Origin of the sequence: Hydrogenophaga sp., assembly GCF_031426985.1 — a bacterium.
GTDB lineage: Bacteria > Pseudomonadota > Gammaproteobacteria > Burkholderiales > Burkholderiaceae_C > Hydrogenophaga.
Genome location: NZ_JASJOY010000009.1, coordinates 72,661 through 95,944, shown reverse-complemented (window position 1 = coordinate 95,944; position 23,284 = coordinate 72,661). Strand labels below are relative to the sequence as shown.

The following is a 23,284-nucleotide window of genomic DNA, read 5'->3' as shown; positions in this document are numbered from 1 at the left end:
GAATGAGCGGCGCAGCGGTCCGCAAGTTCCTCAGGGGCGCCAGCTCGGCGCGCGTTTGTCGATGAAGGCCTGCACGCCTTCCTGCGCCACGGCGTGCGCCATGTTGCAGGCCATGGTCTGTCCGGCCAGCTGGTAGGCCGATTCGATGCCCGTTTCGAGCTGGCGGTAGAACATGCCCTTGCCCATGGCAATCGCCTCGCGCGGTTTGCCCAGGATGCGGTCCACCAGCGCGGCCACCTCGGCGTCGAGCGCATCTTCGGCCACCACGCGGTTGACCAGACCGCGGCGCTGCGCTTCCTCGGCGCTGATGAAGTCGCCGGTCAGCAGCATTTCCATCGCCTGCTTGGGCCCCATGTTGCGCGACAGCGGCACGCTGGGCGTGGCGCAGAACAGGCCGACGTCGATGCCGTTGACGCCGAAGCGCGCGCCCTGGGCCGCCACCGCCAGGTCGCACTGGGCCACCAGCTGGCAGCCGGCCGCCGTGGCCAGCGCATGCACGCGCGCGATCACCGGCACGTCGAGCTTGCGGATGCTGAGCATCAGCTTGGCGCAGGTGGCGAACAGGGCCTGGTAGTAGGCCTGATCGGGCTTGGACTTCATTTCCTTGAGGTCGTGCCCGGCGCAGAAGGCCTTGCCGTTGGCCGCCAGCACCAGCACGCGTGCGGCCGGGTCGGCGGCCACCGCGTCCAGCGCCTGCCCGAGGGCGGCCATCATGGCCTCGGACAAGGCGTTGAAAGCCTTGGGGTGGTTCAGGGTGATGGTGTGCACGCCGCGTGCGTCGCGGCTGTGCAGCAGGATGTCGTCGCTCATGGGTTTGTCTCCTCGCAAATCACAGGTCGGCCAGCGCGCGGATGTGGGCCTCCACGCTGCGCGCCAGGGCACCCAGGTCGTAACCGCCTTCCAGGCAGCTGACGATGCGGCCCTTGGCGTGGCGTCGGGCCACTTCCTTGACGCGCTCGGTGATCCAGATGTAGTCCTGTTCCACCAGGGCCATCTGGCCCATGTCGTCGTCGCGGTGCGCGTCGAAGCCGGCGCTGATGAAGATCATCTGCGGCTTGTGCGCGTCCAGCCGCGGCAACCACATCATGTCGATCAGCTCGCGCACGTCCATGCCCTTGGTGTAGGCCGGCACGGGCAGGTTGACCAGGTTCGACGCGGTGGAGTGGTCCCACGGCGGGTAGAACGGGTGCTGGTAGAAGCTGCACATGAGGATGCGCTCGTCGCCGGCCACGATGTCCTCGGTGCCATTGCCGTGGTGCACATCGAAGTCGATGATGGCCACGCGCTTGAGGCCGTGGCGCTCCAGCGCGTACTTGGCCGCCACCGCTACGTTGTTGACGAAGCAGAAGCCCATGGCCTTGTCGCGCGTGGCGTGGTGGCCCGGCGGGCGCACGGCGCAGAACGCGTTGGCCAGCTCGCCGGCCATCACCGCGTCGGTGGCGTCGATGGCGGCGCCCGCCGCGCGCAGGATGGCGTCCCAGCTGTGCACGTTGATGGAGGTGTCGGGGTCGATCTGCGCGTGCGTGGGGCCACCGGCGTTGATGTCGTCGCGCAGCTGGTCGCTCAGCCCGCGCAGCGCCGCCAGGTGCATGCGGCCGTGGGCCAGTTCCAGGTCGGCCAGCGGGGCGGGGCTGGCTTCGCGGTGCTGCAGCAGCGCGTCCAGACCGGACGCGAGCAGGCGGTCCCGGATGGCGTCCAGCCGTGCCGGGCACTCGGGGTGCCCGCCGCCCATTTCGTGTCTCCAGCAATCGGGGTGGGTGAAATATCCGGTGGCCTGGCTCATCGTTTTTTTACGGTAAGGTGACCGGCATGAGCACCGATCCGAAGATCCAACAACTGCTGAATCAGCTTAACACGGTCATTGTGGGCAAACAGGCCCAGGTGGCCGACTGCGTGGCCTGCCTGCTGGCGGGTGGGCACCTGCTGATCGAAGACGTGCCCGGGGTGGGCAAGACCACCCTGGCCCATGCGCTCTCGCGCAGCTTCGGGCTGCAGTTCTCGCGTGTGCAGTTCACCGCCGACCTGATGCCCAGCGACCTGGTGGGCGTGTCCATCTACGAACGCGGGCGCGAGGGTTTCGTGTTCCACCCCGGGCCGGTGTTCGCCCAGGTGCTGCTGGCCGACGAGATCAACCGCGCCAGCCCCAAGACGCAGAGCGCCCTGCTCGAAGCGATGGAAGAAAAGCAGGTCACCGTCGAAGGCTCCACCCGCGCCCTGCCCAACCCCTTCTTCGTCATCGCCACCCAGAACCCGCACGACCAGCTGGGCACCTACGCCCTGCCCGAATCGCAGCTGGACCGTTTCCACATGCGCCTGTCGCTGGGCTACCCGGACCGCGCGGCCGAACGCGAGCTGCTGCGCGGCGCCGACCGGCGCGACATGGTCGATGCGCTGCAGCCGGTGCTCGGCCCGGCCGAGCTGGCGCGGCTGCAGCAGGCCGTGGCCGCGGTGCACACGGCCGAGCCGGTGCTGGACTACCTGCAGGACCTGGTGAACGCCACCCGTTCGGGCCGCTGGTTCGCACAAGGCCTGTCGCCGCGCGCCGCGCTGGCGGTGGTGCGCGCCGCCAAGGCCCAGGCCTACCTGCAGGGGCGCGACTACGTGGCGCCCGACGACATCGCCGCCATCCTGCCGCAGACGGCGGCGCACCGCCTGGTGCCGGTGAGCGACGCCGGGCGCGGCTCGGTGGAGCAGGTGCGGGCCATGCTGGAAGCGACGCCGCTCCCGTGAGCCCCCTGCGCGCCCTCCGGCAACGCGTCAGGCGCTGGTTCCTCGACCGCCTGCCGCGCAGCGACACGCTCACGCTGCAGCAGCGCAACGTCTACATCTTGCCCACGCGCGCGGGCTGGATGCTGGCCATCACCCTGCTGCTGCTGCTGGTGGGCAGCATCAACTACCAGCTCAACCTCGGCTACCTGCTGACCTTTCTGCTGGCCGGCAGTGCGGTGGTGGGCATGCACATCTGCCACGGCAACCTGCGCGGCCTCACGCTGCACCTGACCCCGCCCGCGCCGGTGCACGCGGGGCAGGCCGCGTTGCTGGACCTGCGACTGGCCAGCGAACGCGAGCGCGCGCGCCACGGCATCGGCCTGGGTGTGCTGGCCGACAGCGGCCTGGCCGACACCCACCTGGGCTGGGCCGACGTGCCCGCGCAAGGCAGCACCCCGGTGCAGGTGGCCTGGGCCCCGCCTCGGCGCGGCGTGCACCCGCTGCCCGCGCTGACCGCGCTCACGCTCTACCCGCTGGGCACCTTCCGCGTCTGGACGGTGTGGCGCCCCGCCGCCCAGCTGCTGGTCTACCCCGCGCCCGAGGCGCACCCGCCGCCCCTGCCCCCGGGCCAGCCCCAGCCCGGCCACGCCACCCACAGCGCCCGCGTGCAGGCCACGGGCGAGTTCGACGGCGTGCGCGCCTACCGGCGCGGCGATCCGCAGAAAAACATCGTCTGGAAAAAAGCCGCCCAGGCCTTTGCCGCCGGGCGCGACGATCTGGTCAGCCGCGACGCGCTGAGCAGCCAGCGCCAGCAACTCTGGCTGGACTTCGCGCAGACCGGCACGCACGAGGTCGAGGCGCGCCTGTCCCGCCTCACGGCCTGGGTGCTGATGGCCGAGCGCCTGGGGCTGGACTACGGCCTGCGCCTGCCGGGCCGCGAGATCGCGCCCGACCAGGGCGCCGCCCACAAGGCCCGCTGCCTGGAGGCACTGGCATTGCAATGAAACACCCCCTGCGCCGCTTCGCGTCTTCCCCCTCTCCTGCGGGAGGGGGACGCAGCCTGTGGCCGGGCCAAGCCCGTTCCACGGCTGCCCCGACTCAACACCCCTTGCTCCGGCATCGTTTCTGACATGGCCAGGTTCTCCATTGCTGCATTGCCCAGGGACGCCCGCGACACCCTGTTCCTGCTCGCGGTCATCGGCTGGATCGCGGCGATGCAGATCCCGCACGTGCCCTGGTGGTGCAGCGCCATGGTGGCCGGCGTGCTGGGTTGGCGCACCGCACTCACGCTGCGCGGCCAGCCCCTGCCCGGCTGGCCCTGGCGCCTGGGGCTGCTGGCTCTCACGCTGGGGGCCACCTGGCTGACGCACCGCACCCTGCTCGGGCGCGACGCGGGCGTGACGCTCATCGTGGTGCTGCTGGCGCTCAAGACGCTGGAACTGCGCGCGCGGCGCGACGCCTTCGTGGTGTTCTTCCTGGGCTTCTTCACCCTGCTCACGCACTTCTTCTATTCGCAGTCGCTGCTCACGGCGGCCGGCATCCTGGTGGCCCTGCTGGGCCTGCTCACCGCCCTGGTCAACGCGCACCTGCCGGTGGGCCGGCCGCCGCTGATGCAGTCGGCCCGCACCGCGGCCGGCATGGCCGCGCTGGGCGCGCCCATCATGCTGGTGCTGTTCCTGCTGTTCCCGCGCATGGCGCCGCTGTGGGGCCTGCCCAGCGACGCGAACACCGGCCGCTCCGGCCTGTCCAACAACATGCAGGTCGGGCAGATCGCCCAGCTGGTGCTGGACGACAGCATCGCGCTGCGCGTGCGCTTCGAAGGCGCCCCGCCGCCGCAGCGTGAGCTGTACTTCCGCGGCCCGGTGCTCAGCGATTTCAACGGCATCGAATGGCGGCCGCTGCGTTCGGACTTTCCACCGCAGATGGCCCTGGCGGCCGACCTGGCCGTGAGCGGCCCGCCGGTGCGCTACGAGGTGACGCTGGAGCCGCACCAGCGCCGCTGGCTGCTGCTGCTGGACGCCGCGGCCCGCGCGCCCGAGGCCCCGGGCCTGGACAGCTTCATGACGCCCGAGCTGCAATGGGTGTCGCAGCGCCCGGTGAACGCGCTGCTGCGCTACCGCGCCCAGAGCCACCCGGCCTTCCGCCACGGCCCGCTGCAAAGCAGCGTCGCGCTGCAGGACCAGGTCGCCCTGCCCCCGGGCTTCAACCCCCGCACGCTGGCGCTGGCGGTGCAACTGCGCGCCCAGCACGGCGCCGGCCCACAGGCTGCGCCGGCGCTGGTCAACGCCGTGCTCGACCGCCTGCGCACCGGTGGCTACCAGTACACGCTGGAACCCGGCGTCTACGGCCAGCACACGGCCGACGAATTCTGGTTCGACAAACGCGCCGGCTTTTGCGAACACATCGCCAGCAGCTTCGTGCTGCTGATGCGGGCCATGGACATCCCCGCGCGCATCGTCACCGGCTACCAGGGCGGTGAACTCAACGGTGTCGACGGCTACTGGACCGTGCGCCAGCGCGACGCCCACGCCTGGGCCGAGGTCTGGCTGACCGGCCAGGGCTGGGTGCGGGTGGACCCGACCTCGGCCGTGGCCCCGGCGCGCACCGGCTCGCTCGAACGCCTGAACGCGCCCGGCGGCGTGTTCACCGGCGCCATCGGCACCCTCAACCCCACGCTGGCCGCGCAGCTGCGCGCCACCTGGGAAGCCCTCAACAACGGCTGGAACCAGTGGGTGCTCAACTACACCCAGGGCCAGCAGCTGAACCTGCTCAAGGGCCTGGGTTTCAGCAGCCCGAGCTGGTCCGACCTCGCCCTGGTGCTGAGCGTCATCGTGGTGCTGGTCAGCCTGGCCGGCGCGGCCTGGCAGCTGTGGGAACGCCAGCAGCACGACCCCTGGCTGCGCCTGCTGCGGCGCTGCCAGCAGCGCCTGCAACGGCTGGGGCTGGAAGGTGGCGAACAGCTGCCCCCGCGCGCCCTGGCCCAGCGGGTGCTGCAGCGCTGGGGCCACACCGACGCCAGCCGCGCCGTGACGGATTGGCTGATCCGCCTGGAAGCCCTGCGCTACGCCCCCAGCAGCCCGGATTCGCTGGCTACACTGCAACGCGAATTCCGCCAGCTGCCCTGGCCCAAGGACGCCCCCACGTGAACCCACCCCTGCCGAGCCCCCGCCTGTTCTGCCGCACCGTGCTGTGCGCCCTCGGCCTGCTGATCGCCGCCAACGCCTGGGCCTCGTCCCGAGCCGCCAAGCCCGCCCCGCAAGCGAAACCCGCACCTGTCCGCTATGGCGATGCGCCCGCCGCCCTGGCCCTGGCCGACCAGATCGCGCAGCAGCAGGGGCTGGACGCCGCCTGGGTGCGCCGCCACATCGGCGCCGCCCAGCGCCTGCCCAGCGTGGCCCGCCTGATGCTGCCCGCCCCCCAGGGCACGCCCAAGAACTGGGCCGCCTACCGGGCCCGCTTCATCGAACCCGTGCGCCTGGCCGCCGGCCAGCGCTTCTGGGCCGCCCACCGCGACGCCCTGGCCCGCGCCGAAGCCGAATACGGCGTGCCCGCCAGCCTCATCGTCGGCGTGATCGGCGTGGAGACGCTCTACGGCCAGCACACCGGCAACTTCCGCGTCATCGACGCGCTCACCACGCTGGCGGTCGACTTTCCGGCCGAACACCCGCGCGCCGCGGCGCGCCAGCAGTTCTTCCGCGACGAACTGGGCCACTACCTGCGCCTGACCCAGCAACAAGGCCTGGACCCGCAGGCCCTGCGCGGCAGCTACGCCGGCGCCATGGGCTGGCCGCAGTTCATGCCCAGCAGCTGGGCGCAGTTCGCGGTCGACTTCGACGGCAACGGCCGCATCGACCTGTTCAACAGCCCGGTGGACGTGATCGGCTCGGTGGCCAACTACTTCAAGGCCTACGGCTGGCAGCCCGGCCAGCCCACGCATTACCCGGTGGCGTTTGATGCGGTCAAGCTGGACAAGGACGCCCTGCTCGCCCCCGACATCCTGCCCAGCTTCAGCGTCGAGAGCTTCGGCGCCAAAGGCGCGGTGCTCGAAGGCCCGGCCCTGCAGCACACCGGCAAGCTCGCGCTGATCGAACTGCAGAACGGCGAAGCCCCCGCCAGCTACCTGGCCGGCACCGACAACTTCTACGTGGTGACCCGCTACAACTGGAGCAGCTACTACGCGCTCGCCGTGATCGAGCTGGGGTTGGCGGTGCAGGGGTTGGTGGAGGGGAAGTAGGAGATGGAACGTGTTTCCGGGCGAGCAGCACGGCCAACGGGTTTGCTGCCTTTGTGTTCAGCTCATCCATAGCCCCCCGCTTCACTTTGGACCTCACGAAGCCGCCTTATCTAAGCACAAGTAGACGGAGTTCATCATGGGCACCCTCATAGGCTGGCTTGCGATTGCCGCAGTCCTGTACTTCATCTATTTTGTCGTCAAGCGCATATCTCGCTTCCTGCTCCGCAGAGGCAAGGCGAACACGCCACTCCACGATGAACTCGCAGATGCCGCCGAAGACATTGCGGCAGCAAGCAGGGTGGCAGCGGCACTATCCAGCGCAGCCGCGTTCTTCATAGCACCCGCAGGGCTGTTGGCAATCGGAGCAGCGCTCGGCGTAGTCTCAGTCCCGCTCATCGTGAAACTGGCGCCGATTCTCATAGTCTTCGCCGTTGGAGCGGCCGCACTATCGGCTGCAGCAAAACTGTATGCAAAGTCCAAGCGCCGCCGAAAGTGAAGTCGTCGCAGCGGGGCCTCGAACGCAAATCGCAAACCCTAAGCCCAAGGCCCAATCCGGATATCCACCTCCATGCTCTCCTCACCCCCACCCCGGCGCAACCCTTTGACGGGCAGGCACGCGCTGTAGTCGGTGGCGGCGGCGAGGCGGATGTGGCGCTCATCCGTGGGGCAGCGGTGGGTCACGTCCAGGCTGATCCAGCGGCGCGCGGCTGGGTCCAGGCAGACATCGGCCCAGGCATGGCTGGCGAGGTCGGGTTCGTTCTCGGCGTAGAAATAGCCGCTCACGTAACGGGCAGGCAGGCCGATGCTGCGGCACACGGCCACCATCACATGGGCCTGGTCCTGGCACACGCCCAGTTCCCAGTCGAACGCTTCGAGCGCGGTGGTCTCCACCCCGGTGCTGCCCTTGCGGTACTGCACCTTGTCGGCCACGGCGCTGGCCAGGGCCACGAGGTCGGCCACGCCGGGCAGTTCGCCGCGCGCGCGCGCCGCCATCAGCGCGGGCACGGCCTGCATGGCCCACAGGGCCATGCGCGGGTGCGGCTCGGCCAGCGGGGTGGAACGCAGGTAGAACGAAGGGTGCGGCAACGTGGCCGGGTCGGTGAAGGTGGACACGCCATGCGTGACCACCGTGCCCATGGCCGAGACGCTGTTCTCGCGCAGGTTCTGCTCGGGCCGGGCCACCAGGCTGAAGCTGTGCACGCGGTTGCCTTCGGTGTCGGGCTGGGCGTGCAGCGTGCCGGGGGTGCGGATGTCCCAGAACTCCACGCTCTGGCAGGCGCTGCTGACGGGCCACAGGTGCAGCGTCTGCACCGTGTAAAGCAGCGGCTGGCTGTAGCGAAAACGGGTGGTGTGGTGGATGACGAGTTTCATGCGGAAGCCTCGGGTTGGGGCCGGGGAAATGCCCCCGGCCGGCCCAGCGAACCGCATGGTACCTGCCCGCCGCTGGGGCGGCGGGCAGGCCACAACACTCAATGCACCGTGGGGACGAGGAAGTCCTGGCTGATGCGGCCGCCGAGTTCGTTCACGCGGTCCAGGAACTGCGTGAGGAAGGCGTGCAGGCCGGTGGCGAGGATTTCGTCGATGCGGGCGTACTGCAGGTCGGCCTTGAGCTTGCCGGCGCGGCGCTGGGTCTCGCCCGAAATGTCGTTGGCCACCACGGCCAGGTTGGCCACCACCTCGTTCATGCTGGCGGCCAGGCTGCGCGGCATGTCGGGGCGCAGGATCAGCAGCTCGGCCACGCGCTCGGGCGTGATGACGTCGCGGTAGACCTTGCGGTAGACCTCGAAGCCGGAGACCGAGCGCAGGATCGCGCTCCAGTGGTAGAAGTCGTATTCCTGATCCTCGGCGCTGGCGGCGCCGAAGAAGTCGCTCTGCACCGCGTGGAACTTCACGTCCAGCAGGCGGGCCGTGTTGTCGGACCGCTCCAGGAACGAACCCATTCGGTAGAAGTGGAAGGCCTCGTCCTGCAGCATGGTGCCGACCGCCACGCCGCGCGAGAGGTGCGAGCGGTGCTTGACCCATTCGAAGAAAGCCCCGGGGTCGCGCTCGAAGTCCTTGGACTTGAGGTAGCCCGCCAGCTTGAGCCAGGTGGCGTTCTGCGTTTCCCACAACTCGGTGGTGAGCGCGCCGCGCACGGCACGGGCGTTTTCACGCGCGGCGCGCAGGCAGGACACGATGCTCGACGGGTTGGACTCGTCGCGCACCATGAAGTCCATGACGTTGCGCGCGGTGATGTCCTGACCGTACTTGGCGGTGTAGCTGGGCAGCAGCTCGCTGATGGACAGCAGGCCCTGCCAGCCGACCTGCGCCACGGCGGCAGACTGCGGCAGCAGCGAGGTCTGGTAGTTCACATCGAGCATGCGCGCGGTGTTCTCGGCCCGCTCGGTGTAGCGGGACATCCAGAAAAGGTGGTCGGCGGTACGTGACAGCATGCTTCAGTTCTCCAGAATCCAGGTGTCTTTGGTGCCGCCGCCCTGTGACGAGTTGACGACCAGCGAGCCTTCCTTGAGCGCCACGCGCGTCAGGCCGCCGGGCACCATCTGCACCTCTTTGCCGCTGAGCACGAAGGGCCGCAGGTCGATGTGGCGCGGCGCGATGCCGCTGTCCACATAGGTCGGGCAGGTCGAGAGGCTGAGCGTGGGCTGGGCGATGTAGCCGTCGGGCTTGGCCTTGACCACGGCGCGGAACTCGTCGACCTCGGCCTTGGTGGACGCCGGGCCGACCAGCATGCCGTAGCCGCCGGCGCCGTGCACTTCCTTGACCACCAGCTCGTGCATGTTGTCGAGCATGTACTTGAGGTCGTCCGGGTTGCGGCCCATGAAGGTGGGCACGTTGTTGAGGATCGGCTTCTCACCCAGGTAGAACTCGATCATCTTGGGCACGTAGGGGTAGATGGACTTGTCGTCGGCGATGCCGGTGCCCACCGCGTTGCAGATGGTCACGTTGCCGCTGCGGTACACGCCCAGCAGGCCGGCGCAGCCCAGGGTGGACGTGGGGCGAAACACCAGCGGATCGAGGAAGTCGTCGTCCACGCGGCGGTAGATCACGTCCACGCGCTTGGGGCCCTTGGTGGTGCGCATGTAGACGAAGTTGTCCTTGACGAACAGGTCCTGGCCTTCGACCAGCTCCACGCCCATCTGCTGGGCCAGGAAGGCGTGTTCGAAGTAGGCGCTGTTGTACATGCCGGGCGTGAGCACCACCACCGTGGGTTCGGCCGTGGTGGCGGGGCTGACGGCGCGCAGGGTTTCGAGCAGCAGGTCGGGGTAATGCGCCACCGGGGCCACGCGGTTCTGGCCGAACAGGTCGGGGAAGAGCCGCATCATCATCTTGCGGTCTTCGAGCATGTAGCTCACGCCGCTGGGCACGCGCAGGTTGTCTTCGAGCACGAAGTACTCGCCCTCGCCCTTGGCGTTCGGGGCGCGCACGATGTCCACGCCCGAGATGTGCGAGTACACGCCGCCGGGCACTTCCACGCCCATCATCTCGGGGCGGAACTGCGCGTTCTGGAAGATCTGGTCGGCCGGGACGTGGCCCGCCTGGATGATCTCCTGCCCGTGGTAGATGTCGTGGATGAAGCGGTTGAGCGCGGTCACGCGCTGCACCAGGCCAGCTTCCATGCTCTTCCACTCGTGCGAGGGGATGACGCGCGGGATCAGGTCGAAGGGGATCAGGCGTTCGGTGCCGGCGCCGTCTTCGTCCTTGGCGCCGTACACCGCGAAGGTGATGCCGACGCGGCGGAAGATCATCTCCGCCTCTTCGCGGCGGGCCGCCATCACCTCGGGTGGCTGCTGCGCCAGCCAGTGGGCATAGGCCTGGTAGTGGGCCCGCACCTCGCTGGGCGAGGCGTTCATTTCATCAAACATGGGTCGGCTCATGTGCGGTTCACTCCTGCCGACAGGATAGCAAGGAGTGGGCCAGGGCGTTTGATATAGCCCCAAACCGGTGCAAAGAAAGTCGCCCCGACCCCGCCCGCGCGGGCTCATTCCGGGGGCCCTTCGGACACGACCGGCTCGCTGGCCGGCCCCACATCGGCCACCGGTGCCCCGGGCACGCCCCCGTCGGCACCGGCGTGGTGCCAGTAGCGGCGGTCCGACGCGCGTTCGCAGTGCACGCGCTCCGGTGCCGCGCTGCGCCAGGTGGCCGCACCACACTGGGGCGTGTTCACCCAGCGAAGGCCGCGTTCGCGGTAACGCTCCAGCACCAGCGGCGCCGGGTGGTGGAAGCGGTTGCGGTAGCCCGACTGGATCAGCACCACCGAGGGCCGCAGCGTGTTGAGCAGCACCGGGCTGCTGGAACTGGCGCTGCCGTGGTGCGGGGCCAGCAGCAGGTCGGCACGCAAGTCCGGCCGGTCCAGCGCCAGGCGGGTTTCGCGCTCGGCGTCCAGGTCGCCGCTGAGCCACACACTGCGCCGGCCGTTGTCCACCCGCAGCACGCAGGACATGGCGTTGCTCGGCAGCAGGCCCGTGCCGTCGGGGCGGATCAGCTCGGGCGTGGGGTGCAGCACCTCGAAGCGCACCCCGTCCCAGGTCCACGACTGCCCGGCCGCGCAGCGTTGCGCCGGATCGACGTCGAACGACGACAGCCAGCGCGCCCGCGGCCAGGCGGCGCGCACCGCGCCAGCGCCACCGGCGTGGTCGCTGTCGCGGTGGCTGATGACCACGGTGTCCGGCGCCTCGCCCAGTGCGCGCAGCAGCGGCACCACCACGCGCTGGCCGGCGTCGCTGTCCGCGCCGTAGCGCGGCCCGGCGTCGTACAGCAGGCTGTGCTGCGCGGTGCGCAGCAACACGGCGCTGCCCTGCCCCACGTCGACCGCCACCACCTCGAACTCGCCCGCCGCGGGGCGCGCCGGCTGCCAGGCGAACACGGGCCAGACCAGCAACAGCCCGGCCGAACGCATCGTCCACGGCAGGCGCAGCACCAGCAGCACGCCGCCCAGTGCGGCGAGCACGGCCAGCGGCAGCGGCGGGATGGGGCGGAACACCGCCGCCCACCCGAACTGCGCCAGCCAGGCCAGCCACCCGTGCAGGGCCTGCACCGCCAGCGCCGCGGCGTCCCACAGCCAGGGCAGCGCCACGCCCAGCAAGGCCAGTGGCGTGACCAGCAGCGTCACCCAGGGAATGGCCAGCAGGTTGGCCACCAGCCCCACCACCGAGAGCTGACCGAACAGCAGCAGCGACAGCGGCGCCAGCGCCACCGTGACCACCGCCTGCTCGCGCCACTGGCCCCAGGCGGCGCGCGCCAGGCGCCGGCTGCGCGACAGCCCCTCGCTGGCCGCCGGCCGGGCGTCGCGCCCCGCGGGGTCGGTGGCGAACAGGATGCCGACCGCCACGAAGCTGAGCCAGAAGCCCGGCTGCAGCAGCGCCCACGGGTCCAGCGCCAGCACCGCCGCCATGGCCAGGCCCCACAGCGGCGGCCAGGGCCACTGCCGCCCCAGCAGGCGCAGCCCCACCACCAGGCCCAGCATCAGCACGGTGCGCTGCGAGGGCACGCCCCAGCCCGAAAACAGGGCGTACAGCGTGGCCAGCAGCACCCCACCCAGGCCGGCCGCCAGCGGCAGGGGCACGGCCAGCAGCAGCCGCGGCCAGGGCCGGGCCAGGCGGCGCCAGAGCGCGCCGATCAGCCGCGTGGCCAGCCAGGCGAACAGGGTGACGTGCAGGCCCGAGATGCTCATCAGGTGCGCCACGCCGGTGGTGCGGAACAGCGCCCAGTCGCCGCTGTGGAGAATGACAATAAAGCTCTTTGCAGTGACAAAGAGTCTTTTACTCCTCGGATACGGACAAATAGTCTTTTAGTGGCTCGCCCAAGCCGCGACTCAACCGCTGACAAAAGGTATTGAATGCCAGTGGAGCAAGGGCATCTGCCAGACGCGGAATCAAAACCCAGCTCTGAGGCCGCTCAGCGCCCGAGCGAACAAACTGGCAGTGACGCGACTTCCTGGCGACATTTGCCCAGAAGGCAGAGAGAAGGTGACAAAACTTCTTTCACGAGAATCTCGATTGACAAATAGTCCCGCCTTCGCGCCCCCCCACGACCAAGGCCCACGCAAGCCGTGTGAAGAGCTCAAGTGCAGCTGTCTCGGAGTCAAATTGCGGCGTGCACGCGAACAGTAAGTGACCGCTGAGCGCGTTCACTGTACCGCTGTAAACCGACCTTAAACCGGGGTAAAGCCCACCTAGCCCGTTGTCTCCATGCATAGTCCGTACGTGGAGAAGCTCAACATGTCACGGCAGGACCCCAAAAGCGCAAAGACCGTTGAACTCTCGACGACCTCCGATGCGTCGGCAGCGATTTCACGGATGCGGTCTGCGCCTGCTTTCCTCTCGGACGAAGATTGGTGTGTGCTTGAGTCCACCCGCGAGTCAGCGCTTGTGGGCAATGCAAAAGGAGCGCTTCCCGAGAGCTTGGAGGAAGGCGATGTTGACAACTGAACATCCCGGGAACAATGAGCCTGTTGATGAGGCTGAGGAACGTGCATTCCTTGAGCAGCGAGACCAAGTCAGCGACGAGGAGCTCACTGCACGAATGCTCGCCGCACCTGATTGCGGTGGAGAACTGCTGATTGAACTCAGCGAGTTCGTGGCGCGGCGCATTCCCGGCGCTGGCGACTCACAGGAAGCACCGCTGTGAAAAAGAATGCATCTGAGCCAGCGCTCTGGTGGAAAAGGCTTTGGCGCAAGCTTGTTGCTCACCGGCGGCGAGCGCCTCGGGGATTCGACTTGCATTCGCTCGCCCCGAGTCCTCAGAAAACGCATTCTGAAATCAAAGAGCGATACAGGTCCGGTCGATTCGCCGAGGTGCAGGAGTGACTGTGCGCATTCAACTTGCCTCGGACCTACATCTCGAACACCTAGAAAAGCACTTTCCAGGTGAGCAGACGATTTCGCCCGCGCATGATGCTGACGCTCTCGTTCTTGCTGGCGACATAGGTCGGGGAACGAGCGCGCTCGACCTGTTTCGAGACTGGCCTGTGCCTGTGCTTTACGTTGCAGGGAATCATGAAGCCTACGGAGCGTCTTGGAGCACCACGGTGTCCGAACTTCGCGACGCTGCCGAGGGCACTTCTGTACGTTTCCTAGAGCGAGACGTGGTCGATTGCTGCGGTGTTCGGTTCCTAGGCTGCACTTTGTGGACAGACTACAGACTGCGTTCAAATCGAACGCAAAGGCAGTTGATGGAGAACGCGGAGCTGCGAATCTCGGACCACCGTCAAATCCGAAGCGACGCGGGAGGCTATTTCACTGCTGCCGATGCGCTGCGGGAGCACGAAAAATCTCGCGCTTGGCTCACTTCGGAACTCGCACGGCCGTTTGACGGCAAGACGGTCGTGGTCACGCATCACGCCCCGCATCCGCTTTCAGTGCACCCGAGATATTCCGGCGACCCGACCAACGCCGCGTTTGTGAGTGACCTCACCGACTTGATTCAACAAGGTCCATCACTTTGGCTGCATGGTCACGTGCACGACTCGTTTGACTACAGCGTGGGCTGCTGCAGAGTGGTCGCCAATCCGCGCGGATACCCGCGCAACGCGAGTTCGTGCAGTCGAGTCAAGGACCTCATGTTTGAGAATCCTGGGTTTCAGTGCGCGCTCGTACTGGACGTCTAAGGTGCAGGAAGTTCCGCCCCGCTGCACCGCGCGGACAAGTCAGACCGGTCGTGTGGGGGCGCAGTTTTTAGCGGCGGGGTCGCCACTCCCCTGTGTCATCGTAGTTGTCCGACCCGGGCAGGCCCGCGGCTTGCCATACCAAGTCAAACACCGGCCGCATTGCCTTCGCTGAAGGTACTTCAGGAGCAAGTAGTACGTCTGGCAGGACAACAGCGTCTCGGTCGAAGTACCCCTGATGGTCCTCCAAGTGGTACCGCCATTTATCCAACCCGAGCTCGACCCGTTTTGCTCCGAGAATAGAAACCATGCAGGTCATTTCCAGCCCTACCCCGAGCTGCAAATACTCTTCACGCAGCAAGTCGAGCACCCGAATGACCTGTTCTTCGTAGGTCTGACTGCCCAGAGCTGCGTGCCCGCCCTCCCGACTTTCCAGCACTTTTACTGTCTCGAAAAAGCCGCTACGAAATAGCTGCGAGTAGCCGAACGTGCCGCGAGGGTTCGGGTTGCGCACTGCAAGCGCACCGTCCAAGTTAATGCGCGCGTCGAGCCCAACCATCCCCAAAACAGGAAGCCGACGGGCGTTGTCAACCGTGTATCGCACGGGGTCGACGTTGACGAGGCCTAGTGCTGCTTGTGTAGGCACGAAGTGGCAGACAAGCAACGAACCAGGTACCAGGGGATGAGGCCCCTCTCCTGAAAGCAGCTTTCCCAACCGCTCTGTACGGAAGTCCCGTACTCGTTGAGCTTGCTGTTCAGACCGCAAGAACAAGCCTCGAATCTCAGGAACGTTCAGTTGGCGCTTCCGTCCGTTCTCACGAACATAGAAGTGCTGGTTGGAGGTCACCCGATGTGGTCCGGCCCAGCTTTGAGGGACGCGCACCACAAGCACGAATCCCCCGGCTACATCAACTGCTTGAACCTGGATGCCTGGGACTCTCGGCTCAATGCTACTCATCAAGACATCTTGAAACCACCGCGCCGTTTCATCCCTGTTCCCGACTTGCGGAACGACGCTCGCAGCGCGGCCCTCTCCGTCCTCATCAATGCCGTAGATGAGGTCTCCCCCAGAGCTGTTAGCAAATGCTGAGACATCAGCAGTCACCTCATTTTTAGCAGCGGCATCCCGACCGGGAAGGTTTCTCTTGAAGTCCAAATAGCTCCCTTCAGTTGCTTGCTCAGCAATGAGCGCATCGAAATGGGCTTCAGTGAGGGAGGCGAGGTCGCGCGGCAGGGGCATTAGTAGTGTCTTAATTTGATTGGCCAATGCTCAGTCAGAGGAATGCAGGGCAAAACAGTCAGCTCGCGGCTGAGATTCAATACAAAAAATCTGAATCCCTTGCACCATTAGCATATGGTTAGCGGCTCCGGCCGGTCTCGCCGGAGGAAGCTTGGCGTCTCCGGTGTTCCGCAACGACTTCAACGACTCGCAACGGGACCGCACCTACTCCGAGAGCCTTCTCCAGAACGACCTCGCAGCCACTTGCTTGTAAGGTTGCCTGCAGCTTTCCGAAGTCACCACACCATCGTCGCTCCTCGGCGATGTCCTGCGATGCGTCGCGAGTAGCGTCGAATGCCACAGACCTGACCTGCAGTTTGTGGTTCGCGCCCGTAACAACCTCGACCCCATAGTCGCTACGAGAAGGGCTTCGAACAACAAGGCGCCCAGAGTCGGGGGTCACGGTCGCCAAGCCTTCTTGCACTTGGTAACCAAGCTTCTGCAGCCCTCCAAGGACTGCGTTGCGTCGGGCAGCAGCAGCGAAAGCAGCTTGGGTCTTGGCGAGTTCCTCACGACCGAGGGCGACCAGTACCTGCAGATGCTCCAAGTCCATCCTCAGCGTTGCGCTACGCAGTTTCGCGAGCGTCTCGGACTCGCTAGCGATAGCAGATAGCTCCGCGTTGAGGCCCTCGACTTGTCTGAGTAGTTTCATCTTGGCCAATGCGCCGTCCTTCGTCTTGCGTAGCGCGAGAACGAGCGTGTCCAAGCGCATGTCGCGGGTGGACTCGTTTTCTATTGCCTGCACGGCGCGCAGCTGCGCCTCCAACTCGCCCGCATCCGCGAAGCCAAGTGCCTCAAGTTCTGCAAGGTGGGTGAACACGGACTGAAGACGAACGTCTGGCTTCGATGCCTTAGCTCTCCAAGCTTCAAAGGACGTATCGGTTTCGCTTCCTCCCAAGCGCTGCGCCAGGATTTTCTGTTCAGCGCTGGCGCCCTGAGCCGGGACCTGGAATAGCGCTTGTCTTGCACGTGATAGTGCCGCGTCCATCTCACCCACGGAAAGGAGGCCGGTTGCGGCCTGCTCCAGCTCTGCACGCACTTGTTGGTTTAAGTCGGCTCCCGCTCGCAGTAGGGTTCGGGCCAGCTCTTGTCCGCTTGACTGGCGAAGCCGTTCTTGCGCACGAACTTGTGCGGCGCGCTCTCGGCGCCGCGCTGCGTCAGCTTCCAAGAAATCGATTTCCTTGGCCGCCGCTTGTCCGAACTCCGCAAACCTGTCCGCAGCGAGCATAGCCGCCAACTCGTCACGGCGCTCCTTCGTTGCCTCAAGGTCAGCCAATTTGACATCACCGCATCCAAGCTTCCACTGCGAAACCGCTGCATCAAGGCGTGCGAGAGCCAAGGTGCCTGCAGCTACGAGCTCTTCACGGGTGACGACTCGCACAACTTTTGGCCCGCTCATGGTTCATGCCTCACAGCTAGCGCCAGTTTCACGGCATCAAGCAACCTGACGCGCTCCTGCTCCCCTTCATGGAACCAGCCGTGGCAGGACACCCTGTGCAATACCGGCAGTGAGCGTTGAAGTACTTGTGGACGCCATACTTCGCGGGCACGGGCATGCGCAAGCAGAGGATGTCGCGGCGAGTCGCATTCGATTCCGATAGCAAAAAGACCTGTCTCGGGGTGCTCGATGGCGTAGTCCAGGCCGAAGGCATCTGCGTCATCAGATGCGTTTGCCTCGTAGCCCAGCGAGCGCAGAAAGTCGCCCACCGAACGGTAGAACGCATCATCGGCGCCATCGCGAGGTGACCCGGACCGAACGATTTCCTGCCGCGAAGTAATTCGTGCCAACAGTGCTTTGGCAGTAGCAAACTCTCCGATTGAGACAAGCCGCGCGTACTCCATGTAGCCTTGAAGGAAGTCCCGAGGCGTCGCCGGCGGACGCCGCGTATTCAGGAGGTCGCTGATTTCTGCAATCGGCATAGAGGTCACCATGTAAACCTTTTTACGCGAGCGGGTAACGGCCACATTCAGACGTCGCTCGCCCCCCTTTTGCCCTAGGACACCGAAAAAGCGCAGAAACGAGCCTTGAGCGTTTCGCCCGAAAGTTGACGAGAACACGATGATGTCGCGCTCGTCACCCTGTACGTTTTCGACGTTCTTGACGAAGACGCTCATGTCTTCGCCGTCCTCGTAGCGTTGACTTTCCTGACCGTAAGCAACCCTGAAGACGGCGTCCTCCTCCGCACGGACTTCCAAGGCGTCTTCGATGACATCAGCCTGCTTGCGGTTGAAGGTAACGATACCCACCGAAGGGCGTTGACCCTGTGGCACGTTCCAAAGCTGGGCGATGATTTCGACCACGCGCTGGGCTTCAGCGGGGTTTGTCTGGTCCGTGTAGGTGCCATCGACCCTCACCAACTCGATGGGTCGCTCAGCTTTGACGATTGCCTCGGGATGCCGCACTGGAACGCTCAAGTCGTTTGCGTAGAACGCTGCGTTGGAGTACCCAATCAACTCGCGGAACATGGAACGGTAGTGAATCTGTAGACGCGCGTTGGGCAGATTCGTGCGGGCAAGTTGCAGTAAATCCGGGCAGTCTTTAATTTCCCGGCGGTTCCAGGTTTCCTCGAAAGCGTCCTTCTCCTCCGCAGGGGCATCCATGTCTGGCGTCTCGCCGTCAAAAGCATCGCCCTCGTCGCTCTCAACCTTGCCCGCGAAGAATGCCGTGGGTGGCATCTGTTTCTCGTCGCCGCTCACTACGGTCACCTTACCGCGGAAGAGGGTTGGTAGGGCGAACTCCACCGGCATCTGAGACGCTTCGTCGTAGATGACGGTATCGAACAGACCGGGCTTGAGCGGCAACACTCGGCTTGCAACATCCGGGTTCATCAACCAAACAGGGCGCAGCTTCATCAGCCCAAGACCGGCACCGAGTTCGACGAACTCTCTCAAGCGCCGAGCACGAACACCGGTCAGCTTGGTTATGTCCTCCCATTCCCGGACCGGACGAATGGCGGCCAGGTCAAAGTTCACCTGTAGCAGTTGGCGGTTCAGAAGCCGCATTTCCTTGTCATTTGCCTCAAGCACCGAAACTTTTTGGGTCAATGCCTGCCGTTCCATCGACAGTTCAGGCGTGCTCTGCTCCATGGCTTGCTTCCAGGCCAGTCGTGCCTCTCGATTCAGAATGCGGCGGGTCGTGGTTTCCAGCTCTGCCTTCGGCACCGCCGCCAGCACTCCTTCCTTTGTACGGAGGATGACGAAGACCTGGGTGGCTTGCTGAGAGAGCTTCGCTGCACGCCCCCGGAACAGCTGGTAAGCGGCGAGCGAGTGCATCGCTGCGCCAATTGAAGTAACGCGCTGCCCGTTCCCCTCGTTGGAGATGATGGCTTGCTGGCATTCCTGCAGCCAGGTGGACTGCATCCAGGGCTGCAAATCTTTAAGCGCAACGAGGCTACCTACGCGCACCTCGTGCCTTGCAAATGCGCAGTCGAACTCCGCAAACAGCTTGAGAAAAGAGTCTCGGCTTCCTGTCTGGGCGGCACCATCCATGAGATTCGCCTGTGGAGCGGAATGCAGGTGCGCTGCTTGAGTCGCCACCGCCTGAAGCAAGGAAAGCGTCTTTGTCATCGTTGCCAGCATGGTCGGCCCCGCATCGGCATCTAGGGCAGGAAGCGATAGCTGGGAGTGCAGCTGACCGGCAACTATGCGTAGCGGGCGCCAGGTCTGCTCCAGCTGCACCGCTGCGAGGAGCTTCACCATTCGCTCTTCTGTCGCCACATCGCCAGCAGATTTCAGGAACGTGGAGACCTTCCCCTTGCGCAGCTTGCGCATGATGTTTAGCCGTCCGAAGAAACTCGGCGGCTCAACAGCTTCCGCTGTCAAGCTGTGCAGCTTATTGAGGCCGTCTGTTGGTAAACGCGTGAGAACGCTCGACAGCCTTTCGTCGTGGTCTTGGCTGCGGCAAGCTGAGAGCCGGTCGCGCAACTTGCGTAACTCATCGATTGTTCGCAGGCCCACCGGTTCTGCGGATGAAGAACCACGAAACAGCGAGAGCCACTTCGCCAGGAAGGCGCGCTGTTCGTCGGACAAGGAGATAAATTCGTTGCCATACGAAGACAGCCAGGTACGGTGCGGCTTCGGGTCGTCAACCTCGAAGCTAGATGTCCGAGCGTTCAGCACCTCGTGACGCGAGCCCTCGGCCGTGGCGAACCGGTCGAACGCATCGCGGAAGTCGTTCAACGTCGCGAGGTCCGCTGCAAATGGCTGGAGAGCCGCAAGGGCGCTTCCTTCGTGCTTCGCCGGTAGCCAAGGGCAAACCGCTGACGCGACCTCCTCCTCCAAGGTGGCGAGGTCACCGATATTCAGGCGCTGGAGCATCGCTCGAAGTGCCGGCACTTCTGGGGTGGTGCCAGCCTGCTCGATTTCGATGAGTTCTCCAAGCAGCACGCGGTAACTCAGACCAACCGCCGCGTCTACTTGGTGCAATGCTGTGTGGTGCTTGTCCAAAGTGGCTTCATTCGACTCAATTCGAGCCGCCACAACCGCCCTCTTGCGCTGAATCTGAGCAGCCGCATCTGTCGGCCGCCTCAAAACTGTGTCCAGCTGCTCTCGAACCGCACGAACTATGGGCTGTCGGTCTTTGTTGACGTCGTTGACCATGACGACGCGTTCATTCAGGCCTTCGGCGACCAGACGCTTGTGCACGACCTCGAGTGCCGCGTGCTTCTGGCAAACGATGAGGACGCTCTTGCCGCGTCCAATGGCATCGCCCACCATGTTCACAATGGTCTGGCTCTTTCCCGTACCGGGAGGTCCTTCGACCAGCAAACCTGGTGCATCCCTCGCTTGCAGCACAGCAGACTCCTGCGACGGGTCACTGAAGACCGTAAAGAATCGCTCTAACTCCTTGGGCCTCGGGGCAGCGGGCGTCGCAGGGGCCTCTGCTGAGCGCAATCGCAGTGCTGTCTCCAGACCAGTTCCGGATGGCGGCAGTGACCTCAGGTTTCGAATGTCCTCCCCGATAGCCTGCCCCATGAAAGTCATGTGGAACAGCACCCCCGCGCATTCAAGGTGCATGCTGTTGACGGATATCTCTGTCTTAGGGTTCGGTAGTGGCGCAAGCTCTCTCGAGCGGGGGGTAGCCAATGTCCCAAACGCGTCGACTACGTCTGCAGCCCGGAGGGCCGAGCGTCCGAGAAGTTCGTCAGCCAGCTTCGCCCATTTTTTGACGGTCTCTTGGCCAACAATTGTCTCCAAGGCTGGATTGAGACGAATCTCCTCTCGTTCGCTGTCAAAGGAAATCTGGACGTTGGTGCGTGCGCCAACTTCGTGCCGCACGCGAACTGGCCAAAGGAGAACTGGCGCGATGCGCGCCCTTGCACCAGGTTTGTTTTCTCTTGTGAGCAGGAATGGAAAGCCGAGATACAAACCGTCGATGCCCGTGTCCCGCTTGTACAGCGCGCTGCTCCGGTCGAGTGCCTGAAGCCGCAATGCTGTCGTAGTTGAGGGGTCTAGTGCTGTCGGGTCCAGAGTCAGAGGGGTCACATTGCGCTTGAGCAAATGGTCAAGAAGCCCGGCTGCATCCATCCGCTTGGTGTGCAACTCCCTGATGTCCACCCTTGGAGTGCTCTTGCCTATAGTCATGCGCACGAGGGGGCCTCGCATGACGGCTGCTACGACCTTCTTTTCGAAGAAGGAGAGCAATTGAGATACGTATTGCTGCTTACGCGGCTCCTGCCACTGTTCCGCCGGTACGGAAAGGAGAACGAGCGCGTGGGAAAGCGGCAGGCGGCGGTCCAGCCGGAACTTGTCCGCCCAATCGTTCACAACCGGATAAGCACATTCAGCAAAGCCTTCGATTCGCTCGGTCACCAACTCCAATATTTCACCTCTTGGCCAGGTGACCATATCCCCAGCGGCAGCGACATCAAAAGTCGGTACCCCTCCGGCGAGTGCGAGCCGTCGCGCTTCTTCGACCAGCGCGTCACGTGAGTGGAACAGAGTGGGCGCAGCACTCAGCACCACTATGAGGTCTTCCTCTGCCAGGCTGCGCCGCTCCAGAAGATTCAGCAGCCCAAGGTGTTCCGAGTCCGGGAAGATGCTGCGGCGGGTGTTCCATTCCGCGCTCAATCGGGCTTTGGATGTGCTCAACAAATACACGCGCAGCGTGTCCTCGTCGAGGTCGATATTCAGGTGCTCTGCTCGCTCGCGGACTGCTGCCACTCGCACTTTGAGGCGCAGGAGCCAGCCGTCTTGGTCCAGCTCGTGAAGCAGGTCTGGGACAGGTCCGCAAATGAGCTCATACCCCTCGTAAGGGTTCTCCAGAAGCCACTTCGGACTGACGATTGCCCCCTTCATCACAGGAGGCATATCCGGGTTCAAGACCTTCAGCGCTACAACCAGACGCCAGTCGTCAGTGACAGACTCGTCTTTGACGATACGCCGCAGGGCAGCGACCTTACTATTCGGTGCGGTTTTTTGCTGCACCCAATCTGTGACAACTCCTCGCAGCAGTTGGTCTCGAGCTTCTTCCCAATGTTCGGCCGAGGCTGCGGCAAGCGCATAGGAAGTGAGGGTGCTGTATTTCTTGCCCCCAAGCGGAATTGCCGGACCGCCCCCTTCTCCACCTACTTGCTCTGGTTCAGTCGTTTCCGGCGATTGCCCATTCAGCCAGGCCTGTACCTCTTTCCACTTCCAGCGTTTGTGCCTGTCACGCGTCAGTAGCCCGCGCAACAGCAGGGCAACGTTAGAAGGCACTTCTGGGGGGATAGGCACGCCATTCGCAAGCACGTGGATGAGAAACGCTTGCTGGTCGATGGCTTCGAAGCACTTGCCCCCAGTCACCTGCTCAAGCAGCACGATACCCAAGCTCCACCAGTCCGAGGCGGCCGCAACGCCTCCAGCAACCGCCTCGGGCGACGTGTACCGGGTTACCTCGAGCGGAGAGACGATGTCCAAGTCGTATTCCGAAAGCCGCGCAGATTCGAAGGCGCCGATAACCAGGTCCAGCGGATTGCGATTGCGCACCAGCAGCGTACCGGGGCGAATGTCGCGGTGCCGCAGTCCCACCTCGGCCAAGGCCTCTAGTGCCTTTCCAAGCTCGTAAGCGATGCGTCGTGCCGATTCTTCATCAGTTGCAACAATGCCCAACTCCGCAAGCGTTCCACCCGTTAGCTCCTCGATGACCTCAAATGCCCGGTCCTGCCATCGCCCTGTAGCCAAAATCTGCGGGATGTACTCCAGCGAAACTCGTCGCAACGCGTCATAGACAGAGGGGTCCGGCTCCCATCCATGGTGGTATAGAGTCAGGGTTGCCTGGCGTTCTCCGGCTTCTTCCTGTACGAGGTACTTGTCTAAGCGACCAGCCGTGGAACTGACTTCGCGCAGGACCCGCCAGCCGGCAATTATGGTTTCCGAGGCACTCGAGTTATCCAACAGCGAGGGGACCTCAGGAGCAGGCTCTGCCCCACAAAGACCGCATATGAAATCGCCTAACTCCAGCTGATGACCGTTGGTGCAA

The 23,284-nt window shown here is 65.0% G+C and carries 16 protein-coding genes; 7 read left to right on the top strand and 9 right to left on the bottom strand.

Features of this window, described 5'->3' with window-relative positions:
• Nucleotides 1–30: 30 nt before the first annotated feature.
• Nucleotides 31–810: an enoyl-CoA hydratase gene (locus RMP09_RS01510; protein ID WP_310564243.1), complete on the bottom strand. Its 780-nt coding sequence runs from the start codon at nt 808–810 to the stop codon at nt 31–33.
• Between the two features lie 19 nt (nt 811–829).
• Nucleotides 830–1,783 (bottom strand): histone deacetylase family protein, encoded by a 954-nt coding sequence (locus tag RMP09_RS01505; protein WP_310564242.1) that lies wholly within the window; start codon nt 1,781–1,783, stop codon nt 830–832.
• A gap of 26 nt (nt 1,784–1,809) precedes the next feature.
• On the opposite strand from RMP09_RS01505, the gene RMP09_RS01500 reads away from it, so the two are divergent.
• The 5 genes from RMP09_RS01500 (at nt 1,810) to RMP09_RS01480 (ending at nt 7,439) form a co-directional block, all read left to right on the top strand.
• Nucleotides 1,810–2,730: a MoxR family ATPase gene (locus RMP09_RS01500; RefSeq protein ID WP_310564241.1), complete on the top strand. Its 921-nt coding sequence runs from the start codon at nt 1,810–1,812 to the stop codon at nt 2,728–2,730.
• Complete coding sequence (locus RMP09_RS01495; RefSeq protein ID WP_310564240.1) at nt 2,727–3,713, top strand: DUF58 domain-containing protein; 987 nt, start codon at nt 2,727–2,729, stop codon at nt 3,711–3,713. Before RMP09_RS01500 ends, RMP09_RS01495 begins: the two co-directional genes overlap by 4 nt.
• A 126-nt stretch (nt 3,714–3,839) precedes the next feature.
• Nucleotides 3,840–5,855, top strand: coding sequence for a DUF3488 and transglutaminase-like domain-containing protein (locus RMP09_RS01490; protein ID WP_310564239.1), 2,016 nt, complete (start codon nt 3,840–3,842; stop codon nt 5,853–5,855).
• Complete coding sequence (mltB, locus tag RMP09_RS01485; RefSeq protein ID WP_310564238.1) at nt 5,852–6,943, top strand: lytic murein transglycosylase B; 1,092 nt, start codon at nt 5,852–5,854, stop codon at nt 6,941–6,943. Before RMP09_RS01490 ends, mltB begins: the two co-directional genes overlap by 4 nt.
• Before the next feature lie 136 nt (nt 6,944–7,079).
• Nucleotides 7,080–7,439 carry a hypothetical protein gene (locus RMP09_RS01480; RefSeq protein WP_310564237.1) on the top strand — a complete coding sequence of 120 codons (360 nt, stop codon included), beginning with the start codon at nt 7,080–7,082 and terminating at the stop codon, nt 7,437–7,439.
• A 38-nt stretch (nt 7,440–7,477) separates the two neighbouring features.
• Here RMP09_RS01480 and RMP09_RS01475 read toward each other — a convergent pair whose 3' ends face one another.
• The 4 genes from RMP09_RS01475 to RMP09_RS01460 all read right to left on the bottom strand — a co-directional run bounded on the left by RMP09_RS01475 (nt 7,478) and on the right by RMP09_RS01460 (nt 12,644).
• Nucleotides 7,478–8,314, bottom strand: coding sequence for a transglutaminase family protein (locus RMP09_RS01475; RefSeq protein WP_310564236.1), 837 nt, complete (start codon nt 8,312–8,314; stop codon nt 7,478–7,480).
• Between the two features lie 98 nt (nt 8,315–8,412).
• Nucleotides 8,413–9,375 (bottom strand): alpha-E domain-containing protein, encoded by a 963-nt coding sequence (locus tag RMP09_RS01470; protein ID WP_310564235.1) that lies wholly within the window; start codon nt 9,373–9,375, stop codon nt 8,413–8,415.
• Nucleotides 9,376–9,378: 3 nt separating this feature from the next.
• Nucleotides 9,379–10,818, bottom strand: a complete 1,440-nt coding sequence (locus RMP09_RS01465) for a circularly permuted type 2 ATP-grasp protein (RefSeq protein ID WP_310564234.1) — start codon at nt 10,816–10,818, stop codon at nt 9,379–9,381.
• Nucleotides 10,819–10,922: 104 nt separating this feature from the next.
• Complete coding sequence (locus RMP09_RS01460) at nt 10,923–12,644, bottom strand: DNA internalization-related competence protein ComEC/Rec2 (protein ID WP_310564252.1); 1,722 nt, start codon at nt 12,642–12,644, stop codon at nt 10,923–10,925.
• 713 nt (nt 12,645–13,357) lie between these two features.
• Here RMP09_RS01460 and RMP09_RS01455 point away from each other — a divergent pair.
• Nucleotides 13,358–13,570 carry a hypothetical protein gene (locus tag RMP09_RS01455; RefSeq protein WP_310564233.1) on the top strand — a complete coding sequence of 71 codons (213 nt, stop codon included), beginning with the start codon at nt 13,358–13,360 and terminating at the stop codon, nt 13,568–13,570.
• A 181-nt stretch (nt 13,571–13,751) separates the two neighbouring features.
• The gene (locus RMP09_RS01450) at nt 13,752–14,549 is read left to right on the top strand and encodes a metallophosphoesterase (protein ID WP_310564232.1); all 798 of its coding nucleotides are present in this window, start codon (nt 13,752–13,754) and stop codon (nt 14,547–14,549) included.
• A 67-nt stretch (nt 14,550–14,616) separates the two neighbouring features.
• On the opposite strand, the gene RMP09_RS01445 is transcribed toward RMP09_RS01450, so the two are convergent.
• The 3 genes from RMP09_RS01445 to RMP09_RS01435 form a co-directional block, all read right to left on the bottom strand.
• Entirely contained in the window at nt 14,617–15,786 is a 1,170-nt protein-coding gene (locus tag RMP09_RS01445) for an ATP-binding protein (protein WP_310564231.1), read from the bottom strand.
• Between the two features lie 118 nt (nt 15,787–15,904).
• The gene (locus tag RMP09_RS01440) at nt 15,905–17,224 is read right to left on the bottom strand and encodes a hypothetical protein (RefSeq protein ID WP_310564230.1); all 1,320 of its coding nucleotides are present in this window, start codon (nt 17,222–17,224) and stop codon (nt 15,905–15,907) included.
• Complete coding sequence (locus RMP09_RS01435; protein WP_310564229.1) at nt 17,221–23,199, bottom strand: AAA domain-containing protein; 5,979 nt, start codon at nt 23,197–23,199, stop codon at nt 17,221–17,223. Before RMP09_RS01435 ends, RMP09_RS01440 begins: the two co-directional genes overlap by 4 nt.
• Between the last annotated feature and the right edge of the window lie 85 nt (nt 23,200–23,284).